Annotated in this window: 22 protein-coding genes; 19 read left to right on the top strand and 3 right to left on the bottom strand. The window is 48.8% G+C overall.

What is annotated here, in order from left to right:
• Positions 1-56 precede the first annotated feature (56 nt).
• The 9 genes from AC27N8_RS21720 to ilvA all read left to right on the top strand — a co-directional run bounded on the left by AC27N8_RS21720 (position 57) and on the right by ilvA (position 10427).
• Positions 57-1352 (top strand): erythromycin esterase family protein, encoded by a 1296-nt coding sequence (locus AC27N8_RS21720; protein ID WP_487069495.1) that lies wholly within the window; start codon positions 57-59, stop codon positions 1350-1352.
• 218 nt (positions 1353-1570) lie between these two features.
• Complete coding sequence (locus AC27N8_RS21715; protein ID WP_487069494.1) at positions 1571-2011, top strand: helix-turn-helix domain-containing protein; 441 nt, start codon at positions 1571-1573, stop codon at positions 2009-2011.
• Positions 2012-2053: 42 nt separating this feature from the next.
• A complete protein-coding gene (locus AC27N8_RS21710) occupies positions 2054-2641 on the top strand; it encodes a VapC50 family PIN domain-containing toxin (protein WP_487069493.1) in 588 nt (195 codons plus the stop codon).
• Positions 2642-2850: 209 nt separating this feature from the next.
• On the top strand, positions 2851-3738 hold the full coding sequence (gene pdxS, locus AC27N8_RS21705) for a pyridoxal 5'-phosphate synthase lyase subunit PdxS (RefSeq protein ID WP_487069492.1): 888 nt from the start codon (positions 2851-2853) through the stop codon (positions 3736-3738).
• 22 nt (positions 3739-3760) lie between these two features.
• On the top strand, positions 3761-4369 hold the full coding sequence (pdxT, locus tag AC27N8_RS21700) for a pyridoxal 5'-phosphate synthase glutaminase subunit PdxT (protein ID WP_487069491.1): 609 nt from the start codon (positions 3761-3763) through the stop codon (positions 4367-4369).
• A gap of 56 nt (positions 4370-4425) precedes the next feature.
• Entirely contained in the window at positions 4426-5487 is a 1062-nt protein-coding gene (locus AC27N8_RS21695; protein ID WP_487069490.1) for a hypothetical protein, read from the top strand.
• 10 nt (positions 5488-5497) lie between these two features.
• On the top strand, positions 5498-7420 hold the full coding sequence (locus AC27N8_RS21690) for a R3H domain-containing nucleic acid-binding protein (protein WP_487069489.1): 1923 nt from the start codon (positions 5498-5500) through the stop codon (positions 7418-7420).
• Between the two features lie 548 nt (positions 7421-7968).
• Positions 7969-8157, top strand: coding sequence for a hypothetical protein (locus tag AC27N8_RS21685; protein ID WP_487069488.1), 189 nt, complete (start codon positions 7969-7971; stop codon positions 8155-8157).
• A 998-nt stretch (positions 8158-9155) separates the two neighbouring features.
• Positions 9156-10427: a threonine ammonia-lyase gene (gene ilvA / locus AC27N8_RS21680; protein WP_487069487.1), complete on the top strand. Its 1272-nt coding sequence runs from the start codon at positions 9156-9158 to the stop codon at positions 10425-10427.
• Between the two features lie 179 nt (positions 10428-10606).
• Here ilvA and AC27N8_RS21675 read toward each other — a convergent pair whose 3' ends face one another.
• The 3 genes from AC27N8_RS21675 to accC form a co-directional block, all read right to left on the bottom strand.
• Positions 10607-11068 carry an acetyl-CoA carboxylase biotin carboxyl carrier protein gene (locus AC27N8_RS21675; protein ID WP_487069486.1) on the bottom strand — a complete coding sequence of 154 codons (462 nt, stop codon included), beginning with the start codon at positions 11066-11068 and terminating at the stop codon, positions 10607-10609.
• A gap of 8 nt (positions 11069-11076) precedes the next feature.
• Positions 11077-12315: a beta-ketoacyl-ACP synthase II gene (gene fabF, locus AC27N8_RS21670; RefSeq protein ID WP_487069485.1), complete on the bottom strand. Its 1239-nt coding sequence runs from the start codon at positions 12313-12315 to the stop codon at positions 11077-11079.
• A 78-nt stretch (positions 12316-12393) separates the two neighbouring features.
• Positions 12394-13746 carry an acetyl-CoA carboxylase biotin carboxylase subunit gene (accC, locus tag AC27N8_RS21665; protein WP_487069484.1) on the bottom strand — a complete coding sequence of 451 codons (1353 nt, stop codon included), beginning with the start codon at positions 13744-13746 and terminating at the stop codon, positions 12394-12396.
• Positions 13747-13997: 251 nt separating this feature from the next.
• Between accC and AC27N8_RS21660 the strand changes: the two genes are divergently transcribed.
• From AC27N8_RS21660 to AC27N8_RS21615, 10 genes are all read left to right on the top strand, one after another.
• Positions 13998-14435, top strand: a complete 438-nt coding sequence (locus AC27N8_RS21660) for an FAS1-like dehydratase domain-containing protein (RefSeq protein WP_487069483.1) — start codon at positions 13998-14000, stop codon at positions 14433-14435.
• A 66-nt stretch (positions 14436-14501) separates the two neighbouring features.
• Positions 14502-14957 carry a MaoC/PaaZ C-terminal domain-containing protein gene (locus tag AC27N8_RS21655; RefSeq protein WP_487069482.1) on the top strand — a complete coding sequence of 152 codons (456 nt, stop codon included), beginning with the start codon at positions 14502-14504 and terminating at the stop codon, positions 14955-14957.
• Positions 14958-15251: 294 nt separating this feature from the next.
• Positions 15252-16445: a sensor histidine kinase gene (locus AC27N8_RS21650; RefSeq protein ID WP_487069481.1), complete on the top strand. Its 1194-nt coding sequence runs from the start codon at positions 15252-15254 to the stop codon at positions 16443-16445.
• Positions 16446-16641: 196 nt separating this feature from the next.
• Positions 16642-19278, top strand: coding sequence for an FAD-binding oxidoreductase (locus AC27N8_RS21645; protein ID WP_487069480.1), 2637 nt, complete (start codon positions 16642-16644; stop codon positions 19276-19278).
• 113 nt (positions 19279-19391) lie between these two features.
• Positions 19392-19646 carry a hypothetical protein gene (locus AC27N8_RS21640; RefSeq protein ID WP_487069479.1) on the top strand — a complete coding sequence of 85 codons (255 nt, stop codon included), beginning with the start codon at positions 19392-19394 and terminating at the stop codon, positions 19644-19646.
• Between the two features lie 436 nt (positions 19647-20082).
• The gene (locus AC27N8_RS21635; protein ID WP_487069478.1) at positions 20083-20721 is read left to right on the top strand and encodes an RNA polymerase sigma factor; all 639 of its coding nucleotides are present in this window, start codon (positions 20083-20085) and stop codon (positions 20719-20721) included.
• 116 nt (positions 20722-20837) lie between these two features.
• Entirely contained in the window at positions 20838-21041 is a 204-nt protein-coding gene (locus AC27N8_RS21630; RefSeq protein WP_487069477.1) for a hypothetical protein, read from the top strand.
• 622 nt (positions 21042-21663) lie between these two features.
• Positions 21664-22845, top strand: coding sequence for an ABC transporter substrate-binding protein (locus tag AC27N8_RS21625; protein ID WP_487069476.1), 1182 nt, complete (start codon positions 21664-21666; stop codon positions 22843-22845).
• 112 nt (positions 22846-22957) lie between these two features.
• Complete coding sequence (locus AC27N8_RS21620) at positions 22958-23896, top strand: ABC transporter permease (protein WP_487069475.1); 939 nt, start codon at positions 22958-22960, stop codon at positions 23894-23896.
• A 15-nt stretch (positions 23897-23911) separates the two neighbouring features.
• Positions 23912-24787, top strand: coding sequence for an ABC transporter permease (locus AC27N8_RS21615; RefSeq protein WP_487069474.1), 876 nt, complete (start codon positions 23912-23914; stop codon positions 24785-24787).
• The last annotated feature ends 22 nt before the right edge of the window (positions 24788-24809 follow it).

Here is a 24809-nt window from a genome sequence, read left to right as displayed (position 1 = left end):
TGCTCATTTTGTGTTATCAATATACTATGCAAATGAATGGAAAGGAATGTATTGATATGCCGCAGGAGAACGATGAAGTCATATCCTGGATCAAAGAAAAAGCTCTTCCTCTTACAACCCTCGATCCTCAGGCCCCTCTAGATGATTTAGCCCCTTTGGAGCAGATTGTAGGTAATGCTTCTATAGTTGGATTGGGAGAAGCCAGCCACGGAGGGCACGAGTTCTTCGTGATGAAACATCGCTTGCTAAGATTTCTCGTGGAAAAGATGAGCTTTACCATGTTTGCCATGGAAATGAGCTGGATGCAGGCCGAAGCGATCAACGATTACGTTCTTACAGGAGAGGGTGATGCTAAAAACCTCCTGCGGAAGAACGCCTATGGAATCTGGTATACCCGGGAAGTGCTTGATCTGATCGAGTGGATACGTGCTTACAATGCTGATCCCCAACATGTTCAAAAGGTCCAGTTTGCCGGTTTTGATAGCGTACTACCCAACGCTGCTGGCCTGGACAAGATTGTGCAATATATTCAGACTGTCGATCCGCAACGTAGTGTCCAGGTAGCTGATCTCTATCGAGGTATGGCTGAAATATCGTTTATGGCGTTGCCCGAACCAGCAGTTCGTCAGCACTTTCTTGATGCCACTACACAGGTTTATGAGCTTTTGAAGGAGCATGAAATTGAGTATGTCGCCCGCAACTCACAATCCGCTTACACATATATCTTGCAAGAGGCCCTGGTTGCCAAACAAGCCATGATACGGATTCGGCATGGTGACGCCGGTACGTTCTCAGAAGATATTAAAAACATGGCCCAGCAACGCGATACCTTTATGGCGGAAAATACGCGCTGGCTTCTTGAACATGCTGATCCAGGGACAAAAATAGTGCTCTGGGCTCATAACTGGCACATTGGAACGGTGGGAGAGTGGGACACGAGTCGATCCGGTGAGATTATCCCTTTTAACTGGATGGGGCTAGATTTGCGTCAATGGTATCGCGAGCGCTACCTGACGATCGGCTTTAGCTTTTTTGAAGGTGCACATACTGCCATCCTGAGGGATCATGAAGGAAATGTGCTTGTTGCTGGTCGTCATGCATATACACTCGCGCCAGCCAGTCAGGAAAGCTATCACCACACGTTAAAGCAGGCTGGAAAGCTTTATCTCTTGGATCTGCGCTCAGCTCCTGACGGAAAGGCACGTACGTGGCTTAATGAACACCATCCCTTTCGTAACTTTGGGTCCGAACATGTCGATGGGGGAGGCTATCATGATCTCTCGCTCTCACAGTTTTTCGATGTCATTATAGAGATTGAGGAGATTAGTCCTACACAGTTGTTACCTGCATGAGAGTTGAGTAATTCAACCTTTAGTTTATTATTAACATCATCTATTTTGATACAGGTAAAATTATATTTTATCTGTATTTTTGCTTGATTTTATAAAAAATATAAAATACGATATACTATTATAGATATTGCAGATATTGCAGATATTGCGTTTATTTTGAATACGGAGTATACTGAATTGTGTATGCCATAGAAACTTAGTAATAAGGTGAGGGAAAAATGATGGATGTGCTTGATCCAGTTACACCACAAGATAATGAGAGACCAAGATTGCAAATCTTAAATGGAGTTATTAATAGTGCTCAGGAAAAGGGGATTCCGAAACTCATTGGACCTGATGGCTTTGAAATAGAGTTACCAGAGTCGGTCTTTAGAGCATTATGCCAAATTACTTATCATCTGTCAAAAGGACGAACTGTAAGTATTATTCCGGTAAATAGAGAGTTAACCTCGCAGGAAGCAGCGGATTTTTTGAATGTTTCACGGCCGTTTTTAATTAAATTACTGGATCAAAATCAAATTCCATACATAAAAGTTGGCTCACACAGGCGTATTCGTTTTAGCGATATTCTAAAGTATCAAAACCATCAAGATAAAATTAGACGTCAAGAGCTTGTCAATATTACTCATCTAGCTGAAGATGAAGGCATATACGATTAGCAATATTAATTCTTGTAGATGAGAATGTGAGGGGATTGGGTGATGTCTTCTTTTAATGCGGTCCTAGACGCTAATGTACTTTTTCCAAGCTCATTGCGTGATATTCTTCTGAGAACAGCAAGTAACAATCTGTATAGGGCTCATTTCACAGATGAGATTTTAGAAGAGGTATGTAGAAATTTAGTTAATAAGGGAAAGATGAATGAACCTAAAGCCGCTTCTTTGAGAGATGCTATTAAAAGGGCTTTCCCATCAGCATGCGTAGATGGTTATGGCTCTTTGATTCCCTCTATGACGAACCATGAGAAGGATCGACATGTGTTGGCTGCGGCTGTAAAGGTAGGTGCTCAAGTGATTGTCACTAAGAATCTGAAAGATTTCCCTACCAAAAGTCTTGAGCCCTTTGATATTGAAGCCCAGTCGCCTGACGATTTTCTGATGCGTCTTCACTCTTTTGATAGCGAAATCGTGGCGAGGAATTTGATTGAGCAAGCTGGCGATCTTCGTAATCCCTCTAAGACAGTGTCAGAATTATTAATCATATTAGCCCAATATGCTCCAGTATTCACAAATCTCGTTGGTGTACAGTTTGGTCTCGCTACATATTCTTGGTCCGATATACGAGATTGAATGCGTTATCAAGCAGGTATTAGATACACTACTTATTTCTTCTAAAAGATAGCTTGATTTGGGGTGTCTGCCAAGATGGCTGGTCTCTTTTTGGCTGATTGGCTGTATCGGTGGCTCTCCGCTGTATGCTAAACTTTATTTAAAATACACTGCTGGGCTGCTATTTTTAGCTTGGGCAGATACAAACATAGCAGGAGAGATAAAGACGTATGCAGAAACAGGTAGGGACCATACAGGTCAAGCGTAGTTTTCCGGAGATGTTGAAGGGCGGAGTCATCTGCGATGTGGTAAACGCCGAGCAGGCGAGGATCGCAGAGGAGGCTGGCGCGTCAGCTGTGATGGCTTTGGAGCGCGTGCCCGCCGATATTCGTGCACAGGGTGGTGTCTCTCGTATGAGCGATCCCGAGCTGATCATCAAGATCAAAGAGGCTGTGACGATTCCGGTGATGGCGAAGTGTCGTATCGGTCATTTTGTCGAGGCTGAGATTCTCCAGGCGCTCGGCGTTGACTGCGTTGATGAGTCCGAGGTTTTGACGCCAGCCGATGAGCGTTTCCATGTCAACAAGCATCAATTCTCGGTGCCTTTTGTCTGTGGAGCACGCGATCTGGGTGAGGCGTTGCGTCGTATCGGCGAAGGTGCAGCGATGCTGCGTACCAAAGGTGAGGCTGGTACGGGCAATATTATTGAAGCGGTACGTCACATGCGTACTGTGATGGATGGTATTCGTCATCTACAGAGTCTGCCTGAAGAAGAGTTGATGGCTGAGGCAAAAAATTTAGGAGCTCCTTACGATCTCGTGGTTGAAATTGCGCGCACTGGCAAGTTGCCTGTGGTGAATTTCTCCGCTGGCGGTATAGCGACTCCTGCCGATGCAGCATTGATGATGCGTTTAGGTGCGGAAGGTGTCTTCGTTGGTTCTGGTATCTTCAAATCTGGAGATCCAATGGCTCGCGCCAAGGCGATCGTGAAGGCGACCACGCATTTCCAGGATGCTGAGATGCTGGCCGAGATCTCACGTAATCTGGGCGAGCCCATGGTTGGCCTGAATGTGGATAAAATCCCTGAGCAAGAGTTAATGGCCCGCCGTGGTTGGTAGTCACAATGGTTAAAAATGAAACATGGAAAAATACAACTTTACCCCACGTATCGGCGTATTAGCATTACAGGGTGATTTTGAGGCCCATATCAGGATGCTTCATGAGCTTGGTGTGGATGCAATTGCTGTCCGCCTACCCAAGCATCTTGAGAATTTAGATGGTATAATAATACCAGGTGGCGAGAGTACGACAATCGGTAAGCTTATGGTTGTCTATGAACTCCACGAGATCCTGCAAGAGAAGATTCGTGCCGGCGTCCCTACCTGGGGGACGTGCGCAGGTCTGATTTTATTAGCGAAGGAGACGGACAATGCCCTCGCGGGCCAGCCTCTGCTGGCGAGCATGGACATTCGCGTCCGCCGTAATGCGTTTGGTAGTCAGCGGGAAAGCTTTGAGACTGATCTGTCTGTGCCCGCTTTAGGTGAAGCGCCGTTCCATACATTTTTCATTCGTGGACCTCTGGTAGAACAGGTTGGTCCGGAGGTGGAAGTGCTGGCGACGCTCGACGATGGAAGCATCGTTGCTGTCCGAGAAGGAACCCTATTAGGCACTGCATTTCATCCTGAGATATCAGGAGACACACGTTTTCATCAATACTTTCTTCGCATAGTGCAGAGCGTGCAGCGGTAGAAGCGGTCGTGAGATGAGCCTTCTATCCAACGCGGGAGTTGTGGATGATAAGGCCGGTGTTATATGTGGATTTACCGGGAATCATCTACGCCATTGACCACCGTGCTCGTGGCAATCAGCGCGATTTTGCTAACTTTGTCTGCTGGCTAGAGGCCGTAGAGAATGTCAATCCTACGCCTCCAGCTTTGCGGAATCTTCTTCCTTTATCTCCAGTGATTCGCACCTGGATCTGTGAAGATCACTGGCGCTTACTTGGCTTTGCCCAGGTACGTGAACGACCATCCCACATGGCCTGGGATCTCTCTTATCTCGCATCGATGGCCAACAGCGATGCTATCAATCTCGCGGACAACGATATTCTGTCTGCGCTCCTTGAATACGCGGTGGAGATGGCTGCAACTCATGGCATCCTCCGTGTTTTTGCGAAAATTGAAGACGATGTTCCTGAAGTGGATATGTTCCAGCGCTCAGGATTTCAGCGTTATGCGCGTGAACTGACGTATGTCTATGACCCATCTCAGCAAAAATCCAGGTCAACATACGTTTCAGATGTATCTGCCATTCCCTCGCTCCGACGCTGGCGTCGCCACCATGTGTGGGGACTCTACCAGTTGTATCGCTCGACGACGCCGCAACGCGTGCTGACGGCCGAGCTCTACGAGGATAGCGAGGAATATGCCAGACTCCATGCCGGGTCACTACAACCTGTTCCTTCCCTTTTTGCCAGGGGTAAAGAGAATTATGTATGTGACGTGGGTGTGCGTATTGGGGCTTGGATGCGGATTAGTCGAGGTCACGGCTCGACACCGCACAGCATCTCTTTGATGGTGCATCCAGAGCACACTGACCTGGCCGAGCCGTTAATTCAGTTCGGCATGCAGCGTCTTCTGGAGACTGACGTACGTCGCATCTATTGCCTGGTGCGTGAGTACGATTCTTTTGTTCATACCGCTCTACGTAATAGTGGATTTGAGCAGGTCCTGACAAAGGCACTGCTTGTGCGACACGTGGCGTTACTCGCCACGAGGCAGAGCACAGTCCCCCTGCTGGAGCAACGAGCGGCTTATGGTTTGAAGGGTCTGGGGACGGTCAATTCAAACCAAAAAATAACGAGGTGATAACCTGCCTATGCAACATGTGATCACTGACGATCTGGAGGCTCTGCTGGCGACTCTTCCGCCAGGCATCCACGACGCGGTCAATCGGCTAGAGAACCGAAGCGAACTGCTGGAGATCGTAATGGACCTCGGACGAGTTGCCGAGGGCCGGTTCCCAGAGGGGGAAGTGATCCTTAGTACGACACCGGTAACCCATGCCGATCTGGAGTTTGTGGTTGAACGTATCGGGGAATTCGGCGACGATAACCGGGCTGGTATTGAGCGGACACTCCATCGAATCAGCGCATTGCGTAATCGTAAAGGGAGAATTGTCGGCTTAACCTGCCGTATCGGTCGAGCTGTGCTTGGCAGTATTGCCCTGATCCGTGATATTGTCGAACAGGGCCAATCCATCCTGATCCTGGGTCGTCCCGGTGTGGGAAAAACGACGCTGTTGCGCGAGATTGCCCGCGTGCTGGCCGATGAGGCCAATAAGCGCGTGGTGGTTGTTGATACGTCGAACGAGATTGCGGGCGATGGGGATATTCCTCATCCTGGCATCGGTCGCGCTCGACGTATGCAAGTCGCACGCACTGCGGAGCAACACGCCGTGATGATCGAAGCTGTGGAAAATCATATGCCACAGGTCATCGTGATTGATGAAATTGGTACCGAGTTGGAAGCGGCTGCGGCACGGACGATTGCGGAACGTGGTGTGCAGCTGGTCGCAACGGCTCATGGTAATTCGCTGGGGAACTTGCTGGTAAACCCAACCCTCTCAGATCTTGTTGGCGGTATCCAGACTGTCACGCTGGGAGACGAAGAGGCGCGTCGGCGTCACACGCAGAAAAGTATCCAGGAGCGTAAATCCCTACCCACTTTTGAGGTAGTCGTCGAGCAACAGAGCTGGGAAGAAGCGGTCGTTCATCGCGATGTAGCCGAAACGGTCGATAGTATGCTGCGCGGTCAGCCGATTGCAGCAGAAGAGCGCACGCGTGATGAAGAGACTGGTGATGTCACCGTTCGTCGCGTGACGACGGGTGGACTTGATGTTCCCGGTTGGGGCAATAGCTATGGAGGTCCTGGTCCACGCCAGGGTCCAGGTTTCACGACCAGTATGTTTGAGCGCTCCGATCGCAATCATACGCAAGATCGTAATCACCTGAGCCCGTTGCGCGGAAACACCAATCCATCCGTGCCCGCCATCGATCCACGCGGAGGAGGAGAGCGCCTGCGCAGTCGCAACCAGACGACCGCACGTATCGCCTCGCCCGTGCAAGCATTAGCACCGACAGGAACTTCGCCACACGACGGAGAGTCGCATGCCGCTGTCCTGACACAGACCCGACCAGTGTCCGAAATCACTGAAGGGATCTACAATGCCAGCGAGCGTGAACCTGCCAACGAGTTTCAACTGCCGAAAACGTTGAAGGTATATCCGTTTGGCGTCAACCGGGATCGACTCTCCGAGTCCGCCCGGCAGCTGCGTGTGCCAGTGCTGATCACCAATAACGAGCGCGAAGCCGATGCCGTGATTACGCTGAAGAACTACTACCGCCGTCAACCCGAGCGTTTACAGCAGGCCGAGCAAGAACGCAAATTAATCATCATTCTGAAGAACAACACTATCGCGCAGATGCAGCATGCGCTGGCACGCATCTTCGACATTCCTGAGACGACATCTGAGGAGAGTGAAAATTCAGAAGAAAATCCGCATAGTCAAATAAATGAGAGCGAGAGCGAGTTTGATGATCCAACCAAGCAGGCCATGCTTGAGACGGAAGATGCAATTCATCAAGTGCTCAACAAAGGTCTTACTACCGCCGAACTGGCTCCGGCGAATGCCTACATTCGTCGCATGCAGCATCAAATGGCCACGCGCTACAACCTTATCTCCCGTAGCCGTGGTAAGGAGCCGCAACGCCGTGTCAAGATCTTTCGTGCTCGCGACTAATAAGTAGCCAACCACTACTTGCCTGATTATAAAAGGGGATGCAGTATTTCTGCATCCCGCTTTTTATCGTAGCTTCTTTACCACATGATCAATGAACACTGTCCCTCTCTGCTTTCGTCATGGATAGAGGGGACACAGACTGCTAAAAGTTGGAGCTTTGAAGTTTTATCAGAGGATTTAGGCATGCTACTGTGCATGTCGGTTTGGACCTTCCTTGGTATCAGTGGCAGACCGAGGACCAGATTACATGCCTTAAGCTGATGAAAAGGCAGGAATATGGCAGGATGAAGTTTGATTTGCTTCGGAAGCGCGTTTTTCATGTAGGATAGTCTCTGCTTCTGACGAACGTAATCAGAGTAAGCAGCCTTGCTAGTGACAATTTGGAAAGGGATTAGTAATATATCTCGCCGGATGTCTACCCTAAAAAATTAATTAAGAGTATCCCCCCCGATCACCATTAAATCCCCTTTCATGGGCACTATTCCGATTATCACTATATCTACTACCTCGACGGGGCTGAGTACTTTCTGAAGGGGCTGATCTTTCAGATGGTGATCGTGGTGCCTCATAAGTCGTCGCAAGAGATGGTCGTCGTGGTGTGTCATAAGGCACCGCAAGAGATGGTCGTCGTTGGGGTGGGTAGTCTTGACTGGATGGTCGCTCTACGAGAGGAGAGCTTGGTGCAAGAGATGGTCGTCGTGGATTGTCTGTACTCGGGTGTGAACCATCTGAAGTAGAAGTTGTTGGTCGTGGATTGTCTTGACTGAATTGATAACCATCTGACGCATAGGTTGGTGCAAGAGATGGTCGTCGTGGATATTGTTCATAGGGCGGTAGAATAGAAAGTCTACCATCTGAATGAGCAATTGTTGCATTAGAGTCTCGTTGTCGATTTACTCCATCATAAGGCCGTTCAGTTGGTCGATCATCTTCACTGCGTCGATAAGGTCCTGTGACATAGGTTGGCGCATTAGATCCTCGTCGCTCCTCAGCGATTATTGGTTGTCGATTCTCATAGGTTAGTGGATCTCTACGCTCTTCTCGATGTATATTAGTTAGGAACGCTCTTTCGCGTCTATGTTCAGCCCTTAACGTTTCATAGTTGTTACGCGCTAACACTTCACTTGCTGTTGTATCTTGTACCCTTTCAAGTTCCAGTGCGTGACGCTCGCTCATGCTTGTTAATTCGCTTGTATGTAATTCTCCTAATCGCCTTTGGGCTCTTGTCAATGGGCTCTCTGGTCGGATAACTAAGCTTTCTTCCTGCAGTACATTCAACGAGCGTTGTTCTCTTGGTCTTCCCCCTCTGTCTTCTCTGTCTTCTCGGCCTCGATCCCGATTTCGATTTCGATTTCGACGACTGAACGGGTTCCTACTCTCTCCACTCTCTCTACTCTCTTTATTACCCATTTTTCTCTCCTTTTTGGGTAAATCCCTAAATATAAATCCCTTTAGGGAATAGTCATTACACTTATACAGTTCTCTATTAAATCCTTTGGATTTGATCAATTGTATAGCATAGTAGCAAAGATGATATTATAGTACAACAATATAGTACTAAAGCATTCTGGTGTTCTGTTTTTTTACCTGGAATGCTTTTTGCGGAAGGCAGGTTGTCATCGAGGTATGATTTGAGCTATAATCCTTCCCATAACATTTAGGCGCTGCGGCCTTATATTTCTTAACCACGATGGCTGGAGTGTCCTCTGTGGGACAAGAAGGAGTCGTTACCATAATGCATCTTTTAGATAGTGATGTATCTGCTGATTCTACCCCTGAGGGTGTAAACTCTGTCACGATCGCTGATGTCTGGCGTGCATATAAATTCCTCAAGCCGACGATTCATCATACGCCGCTGTCGTACTCGCGCACGATGAGCGAGATGACTGGCGCTGAGGTCTATTTAAAATGCGAACATATGCAAAAGTCGGGCGCCTTTAAAGTCCGTGGAGCCAGTTATAAGCTCTCAACCCTGACGCCTGAGCAGCATCAGTCGGGCGTGATTGCGGCCTCGGCTGGTAATCACGCTCAGGGAGTTGCGATTGCGGCCGCTTTCTATGGCACGGCCTGTACGATTGTGATGCCTGAAAGTGCTCCTCTGGCGAAGGTAACTGCAACCGAGGGCTACGGTGCAAAAGTTGTGTTGTATGGGACTACCTACGATGATGCCTATCAGCACTGCCTGGAGCTGCAAGCGCAGAGCGGAGCCACCTTTATTCATGCTTTCAATGATCCCTATATTGTGGCGGGCCAGGGCACTCTCGGACTGGAGATGCTGACCGATCTGCCTGATGCGGATGCGATTGTGGTTCCGATTGGTGGAGGTGGCCTGATCTCCGGGATCGCTATCGCCGCTCGCGCTTTGAAGCCGGACATTACTATCATTGGCGTCCAGGCCTCGGGTGCTGGTAGCTGCCGAGCCTCTCTGGATGCGGGCACGCCTGTTACCTTACCAGCCGCCACCACGATTGCTGATGGTATCGCTGTCAAGCGCCCAGGTGATCTGACTTTTTCTATCATTCAAAAGCTTGTTGATGACATTGTTCTGGTGGATGATGAGTCTACTATCAACGCTGTGCTTCTCCTCATGGAGCGCTGCAAAATGATGGTTGAAGGCGCTGGCGCGATTGGCCTGGCCGCGCTTCTGAGCGAAAAAGTTGATCTGCGCGGCAAAAAAGTGCTTGTCCCTCTGACTGGCGGCAATATTGATATCAACCTGGTTGGACGCTTTATCGAGCATGGTCTGGCTACGGCTGGCCGCTACTTTGTGATTCATACACGCCTGACTGACCGTCCCGGTGAGCTGATGCGCATGCTGGCAATCATCTCCGAGATGCGCATCAACATTATCGACGTGCGTCACCAGCGTATCTCCAGTCGCTTGCCAATCATGCAACGTGAAGAGACGATTACGTTGGAAACCAGTAATCGAGCTCAGTGCGAGAGCGTATTGAGTCGCTTGCGTGCCGAGGGATATATGGTCGAAGAGGCCCAGGCTTTCGAGTAACGTAGCGTCGTACCCTTGGGTACGATGTCCCACCCGACGTACGATCAAGCACGCCAGCGTTGCTCGCCGAGATCAAGCGATGTCCCACTCGACGTACGATCAAGCGCGCCAGTGTTGCTCGCCGGGATCGAGTTGTTTCGTACGTCGAGTGGGACATCGTGCCCAAGGGCACGACGCTACTAGAGGGGTTCGACGCGGAGTAGCACATCGCCTTTTTGGACGACGGCTCCATTGGTGGGAGCGATAGAGACCACGCGTCCTGAAACCTCCGCAGTGATCTCGTTAAAAACCTTCATCGCTTCGATCAGCGCCACTACCTGTCCCACATGGATAACGTCACCGATATTCACAAAGGCTGGTGTGCTGGGCGATGCCGTCGAGTAATAGAGACCTGTCAGAGGCGCGACGATCGCCAGCGATTTATCAGCTGCTTTGGGCGCTCGACTTCCCGCGACCGGTGGCTGACCGGCGGTAAATGTGACCTGTGTTGGGACGCTGGTCATTACCATCCCTGGACTGCGGCGAATTGTGATTTCGGTAGCACCCTCGGTCAGAGTCAACTCACCGACCGTACTCCCCTCGAGTGCGGCGGCGAGTTCTTCGATGCGTTCCAACCACGATAATTGTTTTTCTCTATCCATTGTTCATCTTACTTTTCGTATCGTTTGAAGATCAAGCTTGTATTATGACCACCAAAGCCCATTGAGTTCGACATCACCACATTCACAGTCGCGTGACGAGCTTCATTCGGTACATAGTCCAGATCGCACTCGGGATCTGGATGACGCAAGTTAATCGTCGGGGGGATAATCCCGTTAAGAATGGTCTGAATGGAAATGACTGCCTCGACGGCTCCCGCTGCTCCTAATGTATGACCCGTCATGGATTTTGTGGAGCTGACAGGCATGTGGTAGGCATGCTCCCCAAAGGTTGTTTTGATCGCTTGCGTCTCTGTGCTGTCGTTGAATGGAGTGCCTGTACCATGAGCGTTGATATAATCAACTTGATCGGGACGTAATCCGGCTTTTTGTAAGGCGCGACGCATCGCACGTACCAGACCTTCACCACCGGGAGCTGGTGCTGTGACATGACTGGCGTCACCTGTGCTGGCGTAGCCAACCATTTCTGCCAGGATCGTCGCTCCACGCGCTTGCGCAAATTCGAGATCTTCCAGGATAAGCATGGCTGAACCTTCGCCCATGACGAAACCTGAGCGCTCAGCGTCAAAGGGACGACTGGCCTCGCGGCAATCTCCATCATAGCGTGCGAGTGCATGCATGTTGTCAAATGCGGCCATCGCGATAGGTGTGATACCTTTTTCCGATCCACCGGCGATCATTACTTTGGCATCGCCGCGCCGAATGGTCTCCCAGGCCTCACCAACCGTGTTGCCGCTGGTGGCGCATGCTGAGACGGCGGCCCAATTAGGTCCCTTGGCTCCCGTTAAGATCGAGACAATGCCTGGTGCGCCATCGATAATCATCATGTTAATAAAGAACGGGCTGATGCGATCGGGTCCCTTTTCAAGCAGGATTTTGAACTGCTCATGCATCGTGGTCAATCCGCCGATACCACTACCGATATAGACACCGACCTCGTCGGCAATATCGTCCGTGATGTCTAATTTGGCGTGTGCCAGAGCCTGCCTGGTTGTTGCAATAGCCAGTTGTTCGTAGGGATCGTTGCGACGCGCTTCTTTACGATCCATGTAGAGAGTGGGATCAAAGTTCTTGACCTCAGCGCCAAAGTGCACACGATGCTTACTGGTGTCGTAAGTCGTAATTTCTGCAATCCCCGATTTTCCTTGAACAAGTGCCTCCCATGTAGAGACCAGATCATTGCCCAACGAGGTAACCAGTCCCAATCCGGTTACTACTACGCGAGACATAAAGTCACCTCCCGTTTGACTAACAAGGCATCTAACGCAAATGCCCGATGTAATTATGCTTGGCGTGCGACATGTCTGCTACTTGATGCCTAGCGACTCTGCTTCTTCCTGAATAAAGCGCGTATAGGTATCACCGCTGATGAAACGTTTGTGGGCGAGCAGGCGTTGATGGAATGGTATCGTGGTAGTAATCCCCTCGATCACAAACTCTTCAAGCGCACGCTGCATACGTGCGATCGCCTGATCACGATCCTCAGCCCACACGACGAGCTTGGCGAGCAAAGAATCATAGTGCGGTGGTATTTCATAACCCGTGTACAGATGACTATCGACGCGCACACCCGGTCCACCAGGTGGCAGATATCGTTCCACCACGCCAGTCTGAGGTCGGAAATCCTTGTCGGCATCCTCAGCGGTAATGCGACACTCGATAGAATGTCCTCGAAGTTGAATATCCTTCTGGCGTAGGCGCATCGGTTCGCCCGAAGCGATATGCAGCTGCTCTTTGACCAGGTCCAGGCTTGTCACCATCTCGGTCACAGGATGTTCGACCTGCAAACGAGTATTCATTTCCATGAAATAATAGCGATTTTGCTCATCGACCAGGAACTCAAGCGTACCCGCGTTGCGATAGCCAACTGCTTGAACCGCCTTAATCGCTCGCATACCCATTTCGTCGCACAAAGAGCGTGGCAGAATAGGGGTCGGTGATTCTTCAATGACTTTCTGGTTACGGCGCTGACAAGAACAGTTACGTTCTCCGAGATGGACCCCGTTGCCGAAGTTGTCCACGAGGACTTGAATCTCTACGTGACGAGCCTTAGGCAGATAACGTTCAAGATAAATGCCGTCATCACGAAAAGCTTCACGGACCTCGTTCTGAGCTACCGTAAAGGTGTGATCGAACTCGTCCGGGTGATTGATCAAGCGAATGCCTCGTCCACCGCCGCCTGCCACCGCTTTGAGCATCAGAGGATACCCAATGTCATGGGTTGCATCTTTTGCCTCAGCCAGTGTACGCAAGACAGGTGTGCCGGGAAGGGTTGGCAACCCTGCCTCAACCATCGCTTGACGTGCTGATACCTTATCGCCCATGATCGACATCACTTCCGCCGATGGACCGATAAAGGTGATATTTACATCGTTGCAGATCTGAGCAAAGCTGGTGTTCTCTGATAGAAAACCATAGCCCGGATGAATGGCTTCTGCATTCGAAATAATGGCCGCGCTAATAATGTTTGGAATATTAAGATAACTTTTCCCACTCGCACCTGGTCCGATACAGATCCGCTCATCTGCCATTTGTACAGGGAGCGAATCGCGATCAGCTTCAGAGTGGGCAATGACACTACGTATACCCATTTCGCGACATGCGCGAATGATACGTAATGCAATTTCACCACGATTAGCAATTAAAATCTTACGAAACATATACGTATAGATAAAGCGACTGTTTGTGAGTGCCTTATCTTGCTCCTCCCACTTATAGCCCTTGTCAGGGGGACAGTATGCAAATTATATCACAAGCGCTTAACATTGAGGAACACCCAATTTCCTCGAAGCAAGCAGTAAGCGATCAGATCCTGACATTTTTAGCTTGACAACCAGGACGATAGGTTTGATACTAAATGCGCGAGTCGCCTTTCTGGTGTCTTGCTTGAGACCGATGAAGGAGTTGTTGTATGTTTGATAAAAGTAAGTTGGGACACAGTTTTCCAGCCTTTGCGATCACTGTTGAGCGTTGTAAGATCGCCGAGTTGGCTCGGGCAATCGGCGATGAGAATCCAATCTATTATGATCTTGCAGCCGCTCGGGAGGCCGGTTATGATGATGTTCCTCTGCCTCCAACCGCACCGACGATGTTTACATTTTGGGGCAATACGCAGTTGTGGGAAGAGCTGGTGAGTGTCGGTATTAATGTCAAGCGTCTTCTGCATGGCGAAGAGGAATACGAATATCTGGCACCGATCGCGGCCAATGATCGTTTGACCGGGGTGACGACTATCATCGATGGCAAGAGCCGTCCCTCAATGGATATCGTGACAACCGAAACGCGTTATACGAATCAGCATGATCAACTGGTGCTGCGGGTGAAGACGATGTTTGTGGTACGTGAATAGTTGTCTGTCTATTGTTCTTTGGCGCTCTATTTGAAAACAGTGTACGCTTAGAAAAGGAGAAAAGAAATGACAACATCAGCGCATATCCCAGCCAGGCGTTATTTCGAGGATATTCAGGTAGGTGAAGAGATTCCTCAATTGGTGAAAGCCCCCGTGACACATCAGCAACTCGTGCGTTATTCGGGAGCTTCAGGTGATTTTAATCCGCTGCATACAGATCCCAAGGTGGGGGAGGAGATTGGCACTGGCGGCATTATCGCGCATGGTATGCTGATCATGGGCTTTGTGGGACAGATGTTGAGCGACTATGTTGGCCCACAAGCGCTACGCAAATTTGGCGTGCGCTTCAAGGGGATGACTCATCTCGACGATGTTATTACATGTACTGGTACCATCACTGAGAAATATGAAGCTGATGGACAGGGCTACATTAAAGGAAAAGTGCAAGCCAAAGATCAAAGTGATGATGTTAAAGTCGCTGGAACTTTTACTGCTACCGTGCCGTATCGTCGTGCCGAGTAACTTATCAGGGAGAGCGGCGTAGAAGTAGGTTTTTTAATCAGATCGATTGTGGAGCCCCTGGGTGATCATTGATAAAGAAAGCCAGGATAAGCCTATTCATCGTGGCTTTCTTTATGGATCATTTATCTATAGCCTAAAAAGATTGATTCGTATCAATTTAAATATGGGCATGGTAATATAGTCTATGGATGGTAAAACAAAACATACTTTTTTAATCTCGTGCATAAACATTTATAGATATATTTAATATAGTGGGCTTTTGGCTGGCTCTACCGCAACGAAGTGGAGGAGAGCGTGCGCTATCCAAATGCTGTATTCCGCTTTCTACTGAATACATCGTACTTAGTTCAAATAAGCCTGACAGTAGTGTCGGTGCTTATATCCTTGTGCTTGGTCTTCTACGTACCCTGGTTCAATCATAATCCAATCCTATTAGTAGTGCCAGTCGTATTGGCGGCCTGGATGTTCTCCTGGTTTGGCTTCTTTATCTGTATCTGTGTTTTTCTGCTGGTGGCGTGGATCAACTACTATGCGCTCTTTCAGAGCGTTTTACCCTCAGTACCATCCCTTGTCAGTGTCGGTGTCAACGGTTGTTTGCTCTTATTTGTTGGTTGGTTTGTCAATTCGCTGCGGGCTGACATTGTGCTCTCTGATCGGCTCTATGTTGAGCTGGCCGAAGCGCATGAGGAGCAGGTGAATGCGGGTAATATCAAAGATCAGTTTCTGCAAAAAGTGAATCATGAATTGCGTACTCCCCTGACTGCTATTTATGGCTATCTTGAACTGTTACTTGAATATGGCAACCAGCTGGAGAGTGAGATGCGTACCGCTTTTTTGCAGCATGCGATGCAAGGTTGTGACGAACTTCAACTTCTGGTCAATAATGTCCTGGATACGATGAGCAAAGAGAAAGAACGCGAGTCTTTGTTTGTTGAGCAGATACCCATACGTGATATCCTCTTTGAAGTCCTTGAGCGCTTCGATCCCAAGACATTGCAAGAGCATCCTATCCATGTCGATATCCCGGATTATGTGGTCGTCAAGGCCAATGCTCAATATTTACGTCAGATCTTGCGCAACCTGTTATCCAACGCTTTTAAATATGTCCCTGTGAGCACACCCATTATTATCAGTGCAGCCTTGTTTGGTATGGTCGTACATCCTCTCCACGCCTCGCCAGAAATCTGCGTCAAAGTGAAGGACTTTGGCGCTGGTATCTCCGCTGATGAGATTCCATTGCTGTTCAAGCAGTTTGTGCGCCTGCCCCGTGAACAAGCTAGTCGGGTTCCAGGTTCGGGTCTGGGTCTCTTTCTGAGTAAACAATTTGTAGAGGCGATGGGTGGTCGGATATGGGTAGAGAGTGAAGGAATTCCAGGAGAAGGCAGTTGTTTTTGTTTCACTGTTCCATGTGTCATCCACCCTTATGTGCAAATTCGTACGACTCATAATGATTTCATTAAGTTTAGTTCTCCCCTATTTATTGAATAAGAGTATCTCCTCTCTTTTTCCTCTCCTGCTCTCTTTTGCTGAAGAGAATCTTTCCATGCTATACTTTGAGCGTAGCCAACAGACAATCCACAGAACTACCGCTTATTTTCCACGCATGCTCATGGCTCTGGCTCGCGGAGACAACGCGTATTTTTAACTGCTCAAGCCATAAGAATAGAAAGGCTCAGGTGCTGTCATGTTGAAAGAGAACGTTTTACATGCTCTCAGGAATGTTCTGTCTCCCGGACAAGTGCTGACGAACAGGGCTGCTTTGATCGCTTATGAGGTCGATGCTGGTCTGGATAGAGGTGTCCCTGTCGGCGTGGTTTTTCCTCGGACAGCAGCAGAGGTGATGCGCATCATACAGTGGGCTTCAACCTATGATGTGCCCTTGATTGCTCGCGGCTCTGGTACTGGACTTTCAGGCGGTGCAGTTGCGGATCGTGGTGGCATCATCGTTGAATTTGTGCATATGAATCGTCTGTGCGAGTTCGATGCTCTGGGACGAAGCGCGGTTGTCGAACCCGCTTTGATCAATCTGCGCCTGGACGAGCGTGCACAGACGATGAATCTTTATTTTCCTCCTGATCCCTCAAGTCAGCGTGCGTCGACGATGGGGGGCAATGTCGCCGAGAATTCCGGTGGCCCGCACTGCTTCAAATACGGTGTCACTACGAATTATGTGACCGGGATGGACGTCGTGTTTGCCAACGGTCAGAGTATCAAGCTTGGTGGTCGGGCCTTTGATTATCCCGAATACGATTTCTGTGGCCTGATGACCGGCAGCGAGGGGATGTTGGGCCTGATCACCTCTATCTCCTTGCGCTTATTGCGCCGACCACCAGCCCTGAGAACTCTCTTAGCCGTATTTGATTCGGTTGAGCAAGCTGGGATCGCTGTCTCTGCTACTATTGCGGCCGGATTGACTCCTGCTACGATGGAGATGATGGATCAGCAGATCGTACGTGTGATCGAACCATTTGCGCAGGTTGGCCTGCCTCTGGATGCAGGTGCTATCCTGATCGTCGAATTCGATGGCTATATGGAGAGCCTGGATGGACAGGTCAATGAGATCATTGATATCTTACAGGCGTTTGGTGGCAAGCAGATGCGCGTGGCTCGTGATGATGATGAGCGGGCTCGTATCTGGTTCGCACGTAAGAGCGCAGCCGGAGCAATCGCACGTGAATTTCCCGCTCAATATACGATAGATATCACCGTGCCTCGTAGCCGTCTTGCTGAGATGCTTGGAGAGGCCAATCGTATCGGCCAGGAGTATCACCTCCGTATGGGACATGTCTTCCATGCGGGAGATGGAAATTTGCATCCGAACCTGATGGTGCCCGATCCCGATGATCAAGAGTTAATGGGACGCATACATACGAGTGCTCGCGAGATGGCTAAATGTTGTGTGGCCATGGGAGGCAGTATCACTGGTGAGCATGGAGTTGGTATCGAGAAGCGCGATTTCATGCTCTTGATGCATAATCCAGCCGAAATGCTGGCCATGTGGGATATCAAGCAGGTCTTTGATCCTCAAGGCATCTTAAATCCCGGTAAGATTTTTCCACCCTCTGACCAGGATCAAGCACTTCCGTATCGCGGCTATGTTCCCCTTAATCAACTTGTTGCTCCCCGGCCCGAGATTACAAGCGAGGGTTATACACCAGTATCGGCTGAGCAAACGGCCCAACAGCTTCAGGCTCTCTCCCAAGCGCGTCAGTCGCTCACGATTACCAGCTCTGCGTTAACTGGACAAACTACGCTGGTCTCCTCTCAACTGAGTACATCCGCACTGCGTGGCATCAAGGTGTATGCTCCTGAGGATCTTTATATCACAGTTGGTGCAGGTACTCCTCTGGTAGAGATCCAGCAATTCTTATCCGAGCACGGCCAGTATCTTCCGTTAGCCACGCCGTGGCCCGGGACTTCGATTGGAGGCCTGGTCGCTACAAATATCAATGCTCCTTTGCGGATGCATTATGGATCGGTACGAGATATTGTGCTTTGTGCCACCGTCGCTCTGGCCGATGGGCGCGTCATTCGGACTGGCAGACCTCTTGTCAAAAATGTGGCTGGCTTCGATCTCACTAAAGTCTTTGTTGGTTCGCATGGGACACTGGGAGTGATGGTCGATCTTTCGCTGAAGGTATTTACTCAACCTCGCCTACGGAGGAGCTTACTCTTTCCCGTGACCGATCTACATAGCGGCTTGCGTTGGGCTCAGGAGATGATGGGCCTGGCTTTGAACGCATCGGCTGTGGTACTGGCTAACCGACCTGCCGGGATTGAGGAGTTAGATGCCAGTCCTTATCTCTTGGCGTATACGGCGGAGGGGATACGCGAGGATGTTGAGGCTGAGCTATCTCAAGTTCAGAAGGCGCTGCAAGGTTATTCTGCTCCTGTTCCTTTGGTAAACGATGAGCTTACGGGTACTGAGCTATGGTTGAAAACTATCCGTGAGAGCATTGACTCCGATGCTTTTATCGTCCGTATTGGGCTGCCGGCTAAAGATGTTGCTCTTTATCTGGAACAGTATGCGGCATGGCTGTGTGCTGGTTCATATGTGATTGATTGTGCTAGCGGTCTGATTTATGCGATGCGTCAATCTGTAAGTCCCGGAGAAGCGCGTATGTGGCTAGAGACACTGCGTCAGGGAGCATGCTCTTTGGGAGGATATGCGGTGATCGCGGCGCAACCTGAGGCGAGCCGGAATCAGTTCAAGCGTTGGGATTATCGACCCGCCAGCCTGGATATCATGAGACGTTTGAAACAACGATGGGACCCTCAAAATATCTTAAATCCCCACTCATTTGTCCTTGACGAAGACTGATTGCGTTTCTCACTGTATCTTTTATGTCCACTGCTGCGTGCCTTATATGGAGAGAAGATATATTTCTTCTTGTTAAGCATAGATGCGTTTAGCTATGAAGGAGGTCATTGGAGATGACAGATACGCAGCAAGAGAAGCCTCGCCAGCCCTCGCCAGAGGAGATCTATGGCGCACAGGGAAACGAAGGTCAATATGGACAGGGGCAATATGATAGTGAAGGGAAGCCCGATCCTCATGGTCCACAGGCTCAAAATAAGAACCTTCATCCAGATGACCCAGCCAAGAAAAAAGCTACGCCGCCATCGGGAGCTGATAAGCCAGATAAAACTGGCCAGCAGCAGTTCTATGCGGATACGCCAATGGATTAAAGCCTTGCCGTGGAAGGTGAGAGGGGTTAGCTTGTCTGATCCTATGAGCGAACTGCCCTCTCTCACTTTTTGGAAGTTATCCACATTCTAGAACGTTTGTCCACATAGTTATCCACATGTGGCTAAAGCGCAGCAGGAGTGGATCAGTCGGGTGTATCAGATTCATAGACTTGATACGTATTCTAAGAAAGAGCAAGTTTGTTCTTATCAAACCTCAACTAACATCCTCAATAACCTTAGAATTAGATAAGAAATCGATAAGAAAAAGACTAATTGTCGAAGCTTAGAAATTTTTAAGGTAATACCAAGGTAGCTTTAATCTCCTAAAATTATGCTTAGAGTGTTCAATTATAGGATTTATAAGCTCAAAAATGCTTGCAGTTTCGCATAGGAAAATCTATACTACAGAAGTCAAAAGAAAGTGAGGTTGTTCATTATGCAAACTAAAGAGCGCACACGGGTTCAGAAGACCCAGCCTGGTGAAATCACTGATGGCATGTTAGTCACACGAACGTTGTCAGGAGATCAGAGCGCGTTTGAATTATTAGTGCAACGCTATAATACGCCACTATTTAATTTTATTTGTCATCTATTGGGCGACTATGATCAAGCTTGCGACGTTTCGCAGCAAGTTTTCTTACAGCTCTACATTTCTATGCCCACGTTACGTACAGGTGAGCCATTGAAAGCCTGGTTATTTCAGGTTGCACGCAATCGCTGTCTGGATGAGCTGCGCCGCAAACGCTCGATTCATTTTTCTGAGCTAGACGCTAATCACGATGACGATGATCTCTCCCCACTCGACATCATGCCGGATAATCAGCCCTTGCCCGATGAGATGGCTGAGCGTAGCGATCTCCAACAGGCGCTGCGTGGCGCGATTGATGCTTTACCACCCAAATTTCGTTCTGTGGTCTTGTTACGTTATGCCGGTCAACTCAGCTTCTCCGAAATTGGCAAAACATTGAGTATGCCTGAAGCCACAGCCAAGACCTACTTTCAGCGAGCGCGTCCGTTGCTGCGTACCGCCATGGCAAGTCACTGGAAACCCGAGCTCAACGAATCCCATGCTTAGCATATCTGATGCTTTCTTAATGAATTCTGAGAAAGCTTGGAAAAAATGAAACTTCTTTCTAAGGTTATTCGTGTTAAAAACAGATAACGAAGATGAATAACGTAGAGGGAGTTCTTATGAATAACATAGCTTTAGATTTGATCGATATTGATTTTACTGATGACAGTGATGTTGATGCCATGTTTGAACAATTAGAACAATTTACGCCACCTGCTGATATGGTTGCTCGCATTATGAATACAGTTGCGCAACTTCCAATATCCTATGGCGAGCCAACATCATCCTGGACAAATCTTGATATCCTGGCGATCGCAAAGTAATTGCATATAGAACCAGATAGATCACTCAAATAAATAATGAAGAACTCTCATGGCAAGGCGCTCACAGCCTTGCCTTTTTATTTGTTCGATTCACCCTGGTGTAAGTGAGAACCATTCGTATGACAACGGCACTGTTATCATGACGAGGTATAGATGGTCGTTTAAAATAGATCTGCTTCTGAGCGTTAACTTCTGCTTTACATATTTCTCTTTTTCTCTCTGCTCTCAGAACTATAGAGGATTAAGATTAAGCTCACTTTAAGTGATTTGTGCTCCTATGTTAAATTTAGATGATTCCTGGCTTAACATGATAAAGTAGCATTGTACGCTTAAAAAGTGGCCTAAACGACCATAGGAAATATCTCTAGTATAGTTAAAATATATATTGTTGAGTTCCTCACAGCTACCCTATACTTGGCTTGGATACGATTAGATATCCATAAATAGACCTCTTCTCTGTACCTTCTGCTTTAACTACGAGCGCTCTTTTTTTCCTCCTTTAACAGGCATTAAGGATGCACGTTGTGCGTCGCATGGATCTTTATCCACGCTTCGTTCTACCGTATCTGATGATGTCCGCTATCTGTTTTCGTTTGAAAGCAATCGGAGGGTATTTATCATCATGAGCGATCTGGAATTTTTATCACAGTTTAGTGAATCTTTGGGACGTCGCGCCTTTCTGAAAAACGCAGGTGCGCTTGGCCTCACCGCTGCATCTTTTTCCGCCTTTCTGGCCGCCTGTGGATCGAACACCGCTGCCTCGACCACGCCTGCTACCAATATGACCGGGCCTATTGACATGAAAACCCTGATTAGCAATGCTAAAAAGGAAGGAAAGCTTGAGGCGATCGGTATTCCTCCCGAGTGGGCCGACTATAAAGATATCCTGGCAGATTACTCCTCCAAGTATGTAACAGTACAGTACAAAGCTGAAGCTGAATATTCGTCGGCACAAGAGCTGGAGGTATTCACCAAATCAAAGATCCATGCCCACGGCGATATTGGTGATGTCGGTTTCAAATTTGGTCCTCAGGCTGTCGCGCAGAAATTGGTTACGCCCTACAAGCATGCGAATTGGGCTGATATTGAGGATGATTTAAAAGATCCCGATGGCAATTGGTGCACTGAATATTGGGGAGCTCAAGCCATTGTCGTCAATACAGATCTGGTAAAGCAGGTGCCCACCTCCTTCAAGGATCTGCTGAGTAACAATTACAAAAATATGGTTGGCATTGATGGCGATCCACGCGAAGCGAATGATGCTTTTATGGCCGTCTATTCAGCTGCTCTGGCTACCTCTGGTAGCCTGGATAGCATCCAGCCGGGAATTGAATTCTTTGCTCAATTGAAGAAAAAGGGCAATTTCACGGCCGCTCGTGCGAATGTGGCTAATATTGCAAAGGGCGAAGTGGCTATTGCGGTTATGTGGGATTATCTGGGACTGGGCTTCCGCGATCAGCTGGGAAGTAAGCCGAACCTGAAGATTCTTATCCCTTCAGATGGCTCGATTGCTGGTCCCTATGTCTCTCTTATTAACAAGACGGCTCCTGATCCTTACGCTGCTCGCCTCTGGATGGAATATCTCTTCTCTGATGAAGGGCAGCTCAATTTCCTTAAAGGCTATGCTCATCCGGCGCGTTACAAGAAATTGGTTAGCACAGGCAAAGTCCCTGCAGATCTGGCTGCCAAGTTGCCAGCGGCTACCGAGTATGACAATGTCAAGTTTGTGACCGATCTGAAAAAATTGGATAGTGCCTCTACTGCCTTGACCAATAACTGGCAATCACAGGTGCTGGGACAGTAGATGTTACCGTTATTGCTCTAGATTTTTCTGTGTACAGGCTATATGTGTGGAGCGAGAGCTATTGTCGGTAGATCTCGTATCCACGCACTTGTATCTTTTAGAAAGAGAGATAATGGATATTCAAGTTCCGCAGCCGCTAGAGTCATCATCTTCAGATCTGGTGCCAACACGAGCCGAGCCACGTAAAAGCAGAGTGCGACGGGGATATACCGCTATCAGTTGGTTGGGCTTAGTCCCGTTTTTGCTTTTCTGTTTTCTCTTTGAGATTCTGCCAACCTTAATTATTTTGCAAGGAAGCCTGGTTGATGATCAGCAAGCCCTCACTCTGAACAATTACCAACGCCTACTGACACAATCCAGCACTATCCACGCCTTTGAGACAAGTATTGAGTTGTCGCTGATCACGGCCGTGATCAGCGGTTTGATCGGTCCCTTTGCTGCATACGGCCTGAGTCGATTGCGCGTTCCCTGGATACGCAATTTTCTGACCAGTTTTTCCAGCGTCGTGGCCAACTTCACCGGTGTACCGCTCGCCTACGCCTTTATCTCGACACTTGGTGTGACCGGATTTGTCACGGTGCTACTACACAATGTCTTTCATCTGTCGATCTATGATCTGGGTTTTAACCTCTACAGCTTCTGGGGGCTGGTGCTGATTTATGTCTACTTTGAGCTTCCTCTGATGATTCTCATCACGGTTCCGGCCCTGGTTGCTCTCCGACCGGAGTGGCAAGAGGCTGCAACGAGCCTGGGAGCATCGCAATTTCAGTATTGGCGCAAGGTGGCGTTTCCGATTCTCTTACCATCCTTAATTGCGGCGATCATGCTGCTCTTTGCAAATGCCTTCGGAGCTTACGCGACTGCCTATGCTTTAGCACAGGGAAATATCAATCTGATTACTATCCTGATCAGCTTTGTGGTGGCTGGCAATGTGACGATCGATGTCGGATTGGGCAACGCTCTGGCCGTTGGTATGATACTGGTCCTCTGCATCGCGATCTCCCTCTATTTATTCATGTTGCGTCGTGCCAGCATCTGGCAAAAGAGATAGAAGGGGTGTATGGCTATGAAACAACATAATACTGTAGCTAAGCGGACATCGTGGGGAGTGGATACATTCATCCTGATCCTTGTTGTGATTTATCTTTTTGTTCCCTTAGTTGCGACCTTCGTATTTGCTTTTTTTACTGGTAACTCTATCAGCCTGAGTGTGATTACCGATGTCTTTAGCGATAGCGATTTTCTGAGCACGCTTTTGCTTTCTTTGGGTCTGGCTGTGGCTTCGACGCTGCTGGCGTTGGTACTGGTGGCTCCGACGGCCTACTGGGTCCAATTGCGACTCCCTCAAGCGCGTCCACTGCTCGACATCCTCTCGCTTCTGCCGTTCGCTGTCCCACCGATTGTCCTTTCGCTCGGCTATCTGGAATTATTTGGCAGCGCTCCCAACTGGATCAATATCCTGTCGCTGGGATTGGTACCGCTGCTGAGCAATCCACCTTTTACCATTGCGAATACTGAGGGACTATTGATCTGTGCCTATGTCATTATTGCTTTACCCTTTACCTATCGTCCGATCGACAATAGCTTGCGTGCCATCAATACCAACGTGCTCTCAGAGGCAGCGTCGAGCCTGGGCTCAAATTGGTGGAGAACGTTTTTTACTGTCATTCTTCCTAACATTCTGCCCGGCATTACCAATGCCGCACTGCTGACTTTTACGACAGCGATGGGCGAGTTTACCATTGCATCTCTTTCTGGTATCTATACTTTTCCGGTTTATTTGAACCAGACTGGACAGAATGATCCACACAAAGCTGCCTGGCTGACTATTGTAAGCTTCTTTATCATCATAGTCTGTACTCTGGCAATTATTGTGCTGGTACGTGATAAAAGCGGCAAGCGTACAAACATTTCGACCACGATTGATGCTGGTGCCGTGTAGTATCCTCGTGTTTTGTGCTAAG

This window comes from Dictyobacter sp. Z7_2 (assembly GCF_057551105.1).
The sequence above is the reverse complement of the archived record's forward strand: the minus strand, read 5'-3'. Positions and strand labels throughout refer to the sequence as shown.

Bases quoted from the DNA above. Each gene is read 5' to 3' on its own strand.
- AC27N8_RS21640 (WP_487069479.1), top strand. From the start codon at position 19,392: ATGACAGATACGCAGCAAGAGAAGCCTCGCCAGCCCTCGCCAGAGGAG.
- AC27N8_RS21630 (WP_487069477.1), top strand. From the start codon at position 20,838: ATGAATAACATAGCTTTAGATTTGATCGATATTGATTTTACTGATGAC.
- AC27N8_RS21660 (WP_487069483.1), top strand. From the start codon at position 13,998: ATGTTTGATAAAAGTAAGTTGGGACACAGTTTTCCAGCCTTTGCGATC.
- pdxT (WP_487069491.1), top strand. From the start codon at position 3,761: ATGGAAAAATACAACTTTACCCCACGTATCGGCGTATTAGCATTACAG.
- AC27N8_RS21625 (WP_487069476.1), top strand. From the start codon at position 21,664: ATGAGCGATCTGGAATTTTTATCACAGTTTAGTGAATCTTTGGGACGT.
- AC27N8_RS21620 (WP_487069475.1), top strand. From the start codon at position 22,958: ATGGATATTCAAGTTCCGCAGCCGCTAGAGTCATCATCTTCAGATCTG.
- AC27N8_RS21645 (WP_487069480.1), top strand. From the start codon at position 16,642: ATGTTGAAAGAGAACGTTTTACATGCTCTCAGGAATGTTCTGTCTCCC.
- AC27N8_RS21715 (WP_487069494.1), top strand. From the start codon at position 1,571: ATGATGGATGTGCTTGATCCAGTTACACCACAAGATAATGAGAGACCA.
- AC27N8_RS21615 (WP_487069474.1), top strand. From the start codon at position 23,912: ATGAAACAACATAATACTGTAGCTAAGCGGACATCGTGGGGAGTGGAT.
- AC27N8_RS21675 (WP_487069486.1), bottom strand. From the start codon at position 11,068: ATGGATAGAGAAAAACAATTATCGTGGTTGGAACGCATCGAAGAACTC.
- pdxS (WP_487069492.1), top strand. From the start codon at position 2,851: ATGCAGAAACAGGTAGGGACCATACAGGTCAAGCGTAGTTTTCCGGAG.
- AC27N8_RS21655 (WP_487069482.1), top strand. From the start codon at position 14,502: ATGACAACATCAGCGCATATCCCAGCCAGGCGTTATTTCGAGGATATT.
- fabF (WP_487069485.1), bottom strand. From the start codon at position 12,315: ATGTCTCGCGTAGTAGTAACCGGATTGGGACTGGTTACCTCGTTGGGC.
- ilvA (WP_487069487.1), top strand. From the start codon at position 9,156: ATGCATCTTTTAGATAGTGATGTATCTGCTGATTCTACCCCTGAGGGT.
- AC27N8_RS21635 (WP_487069478.1), top strand. From the start codon at position 20,083: ATGCAAACTAAAGAGCGCACACGGGTTCAGAAGACCCAGCCTGGTGAA.
- AC27N8_RS21690 (WP_487069489.1), top strand. From the start codon at position 5,498: ATGCAACATGTGATCACTGACGATCTGGAGGCTCTGCTGGCGACTCTT.
- AC27N8_RS21710 (WP_487069493.1), top strand. From the start codon at position 2,054: ATGTCTTCTTTTAATGCGGTCCTAGACGCTAATGTACTTTTTCCAAGC.
- accC (WP_487069484.1), bottom strand. From the start codon at position 13,746: ATGTTTCGTAAGATTTTAATTGCTAATCGTGGTGAAATTGCATTACGT.
- AC27N8_RS21720 (WP_487069495.1), top strand. From the start codon at position 57: ATGCCGCAGGAGAACGATGAAGTCATATCCTGGATCAAAGAAAAAGCT.
- AC27N8_RS21685 (WP_487069488.1), top strand. From the start codon at position 7,969: ATGGTGATCGTGGTGCCTCATAAGTCGTCGCAAGAGATGGTCGTCGTG.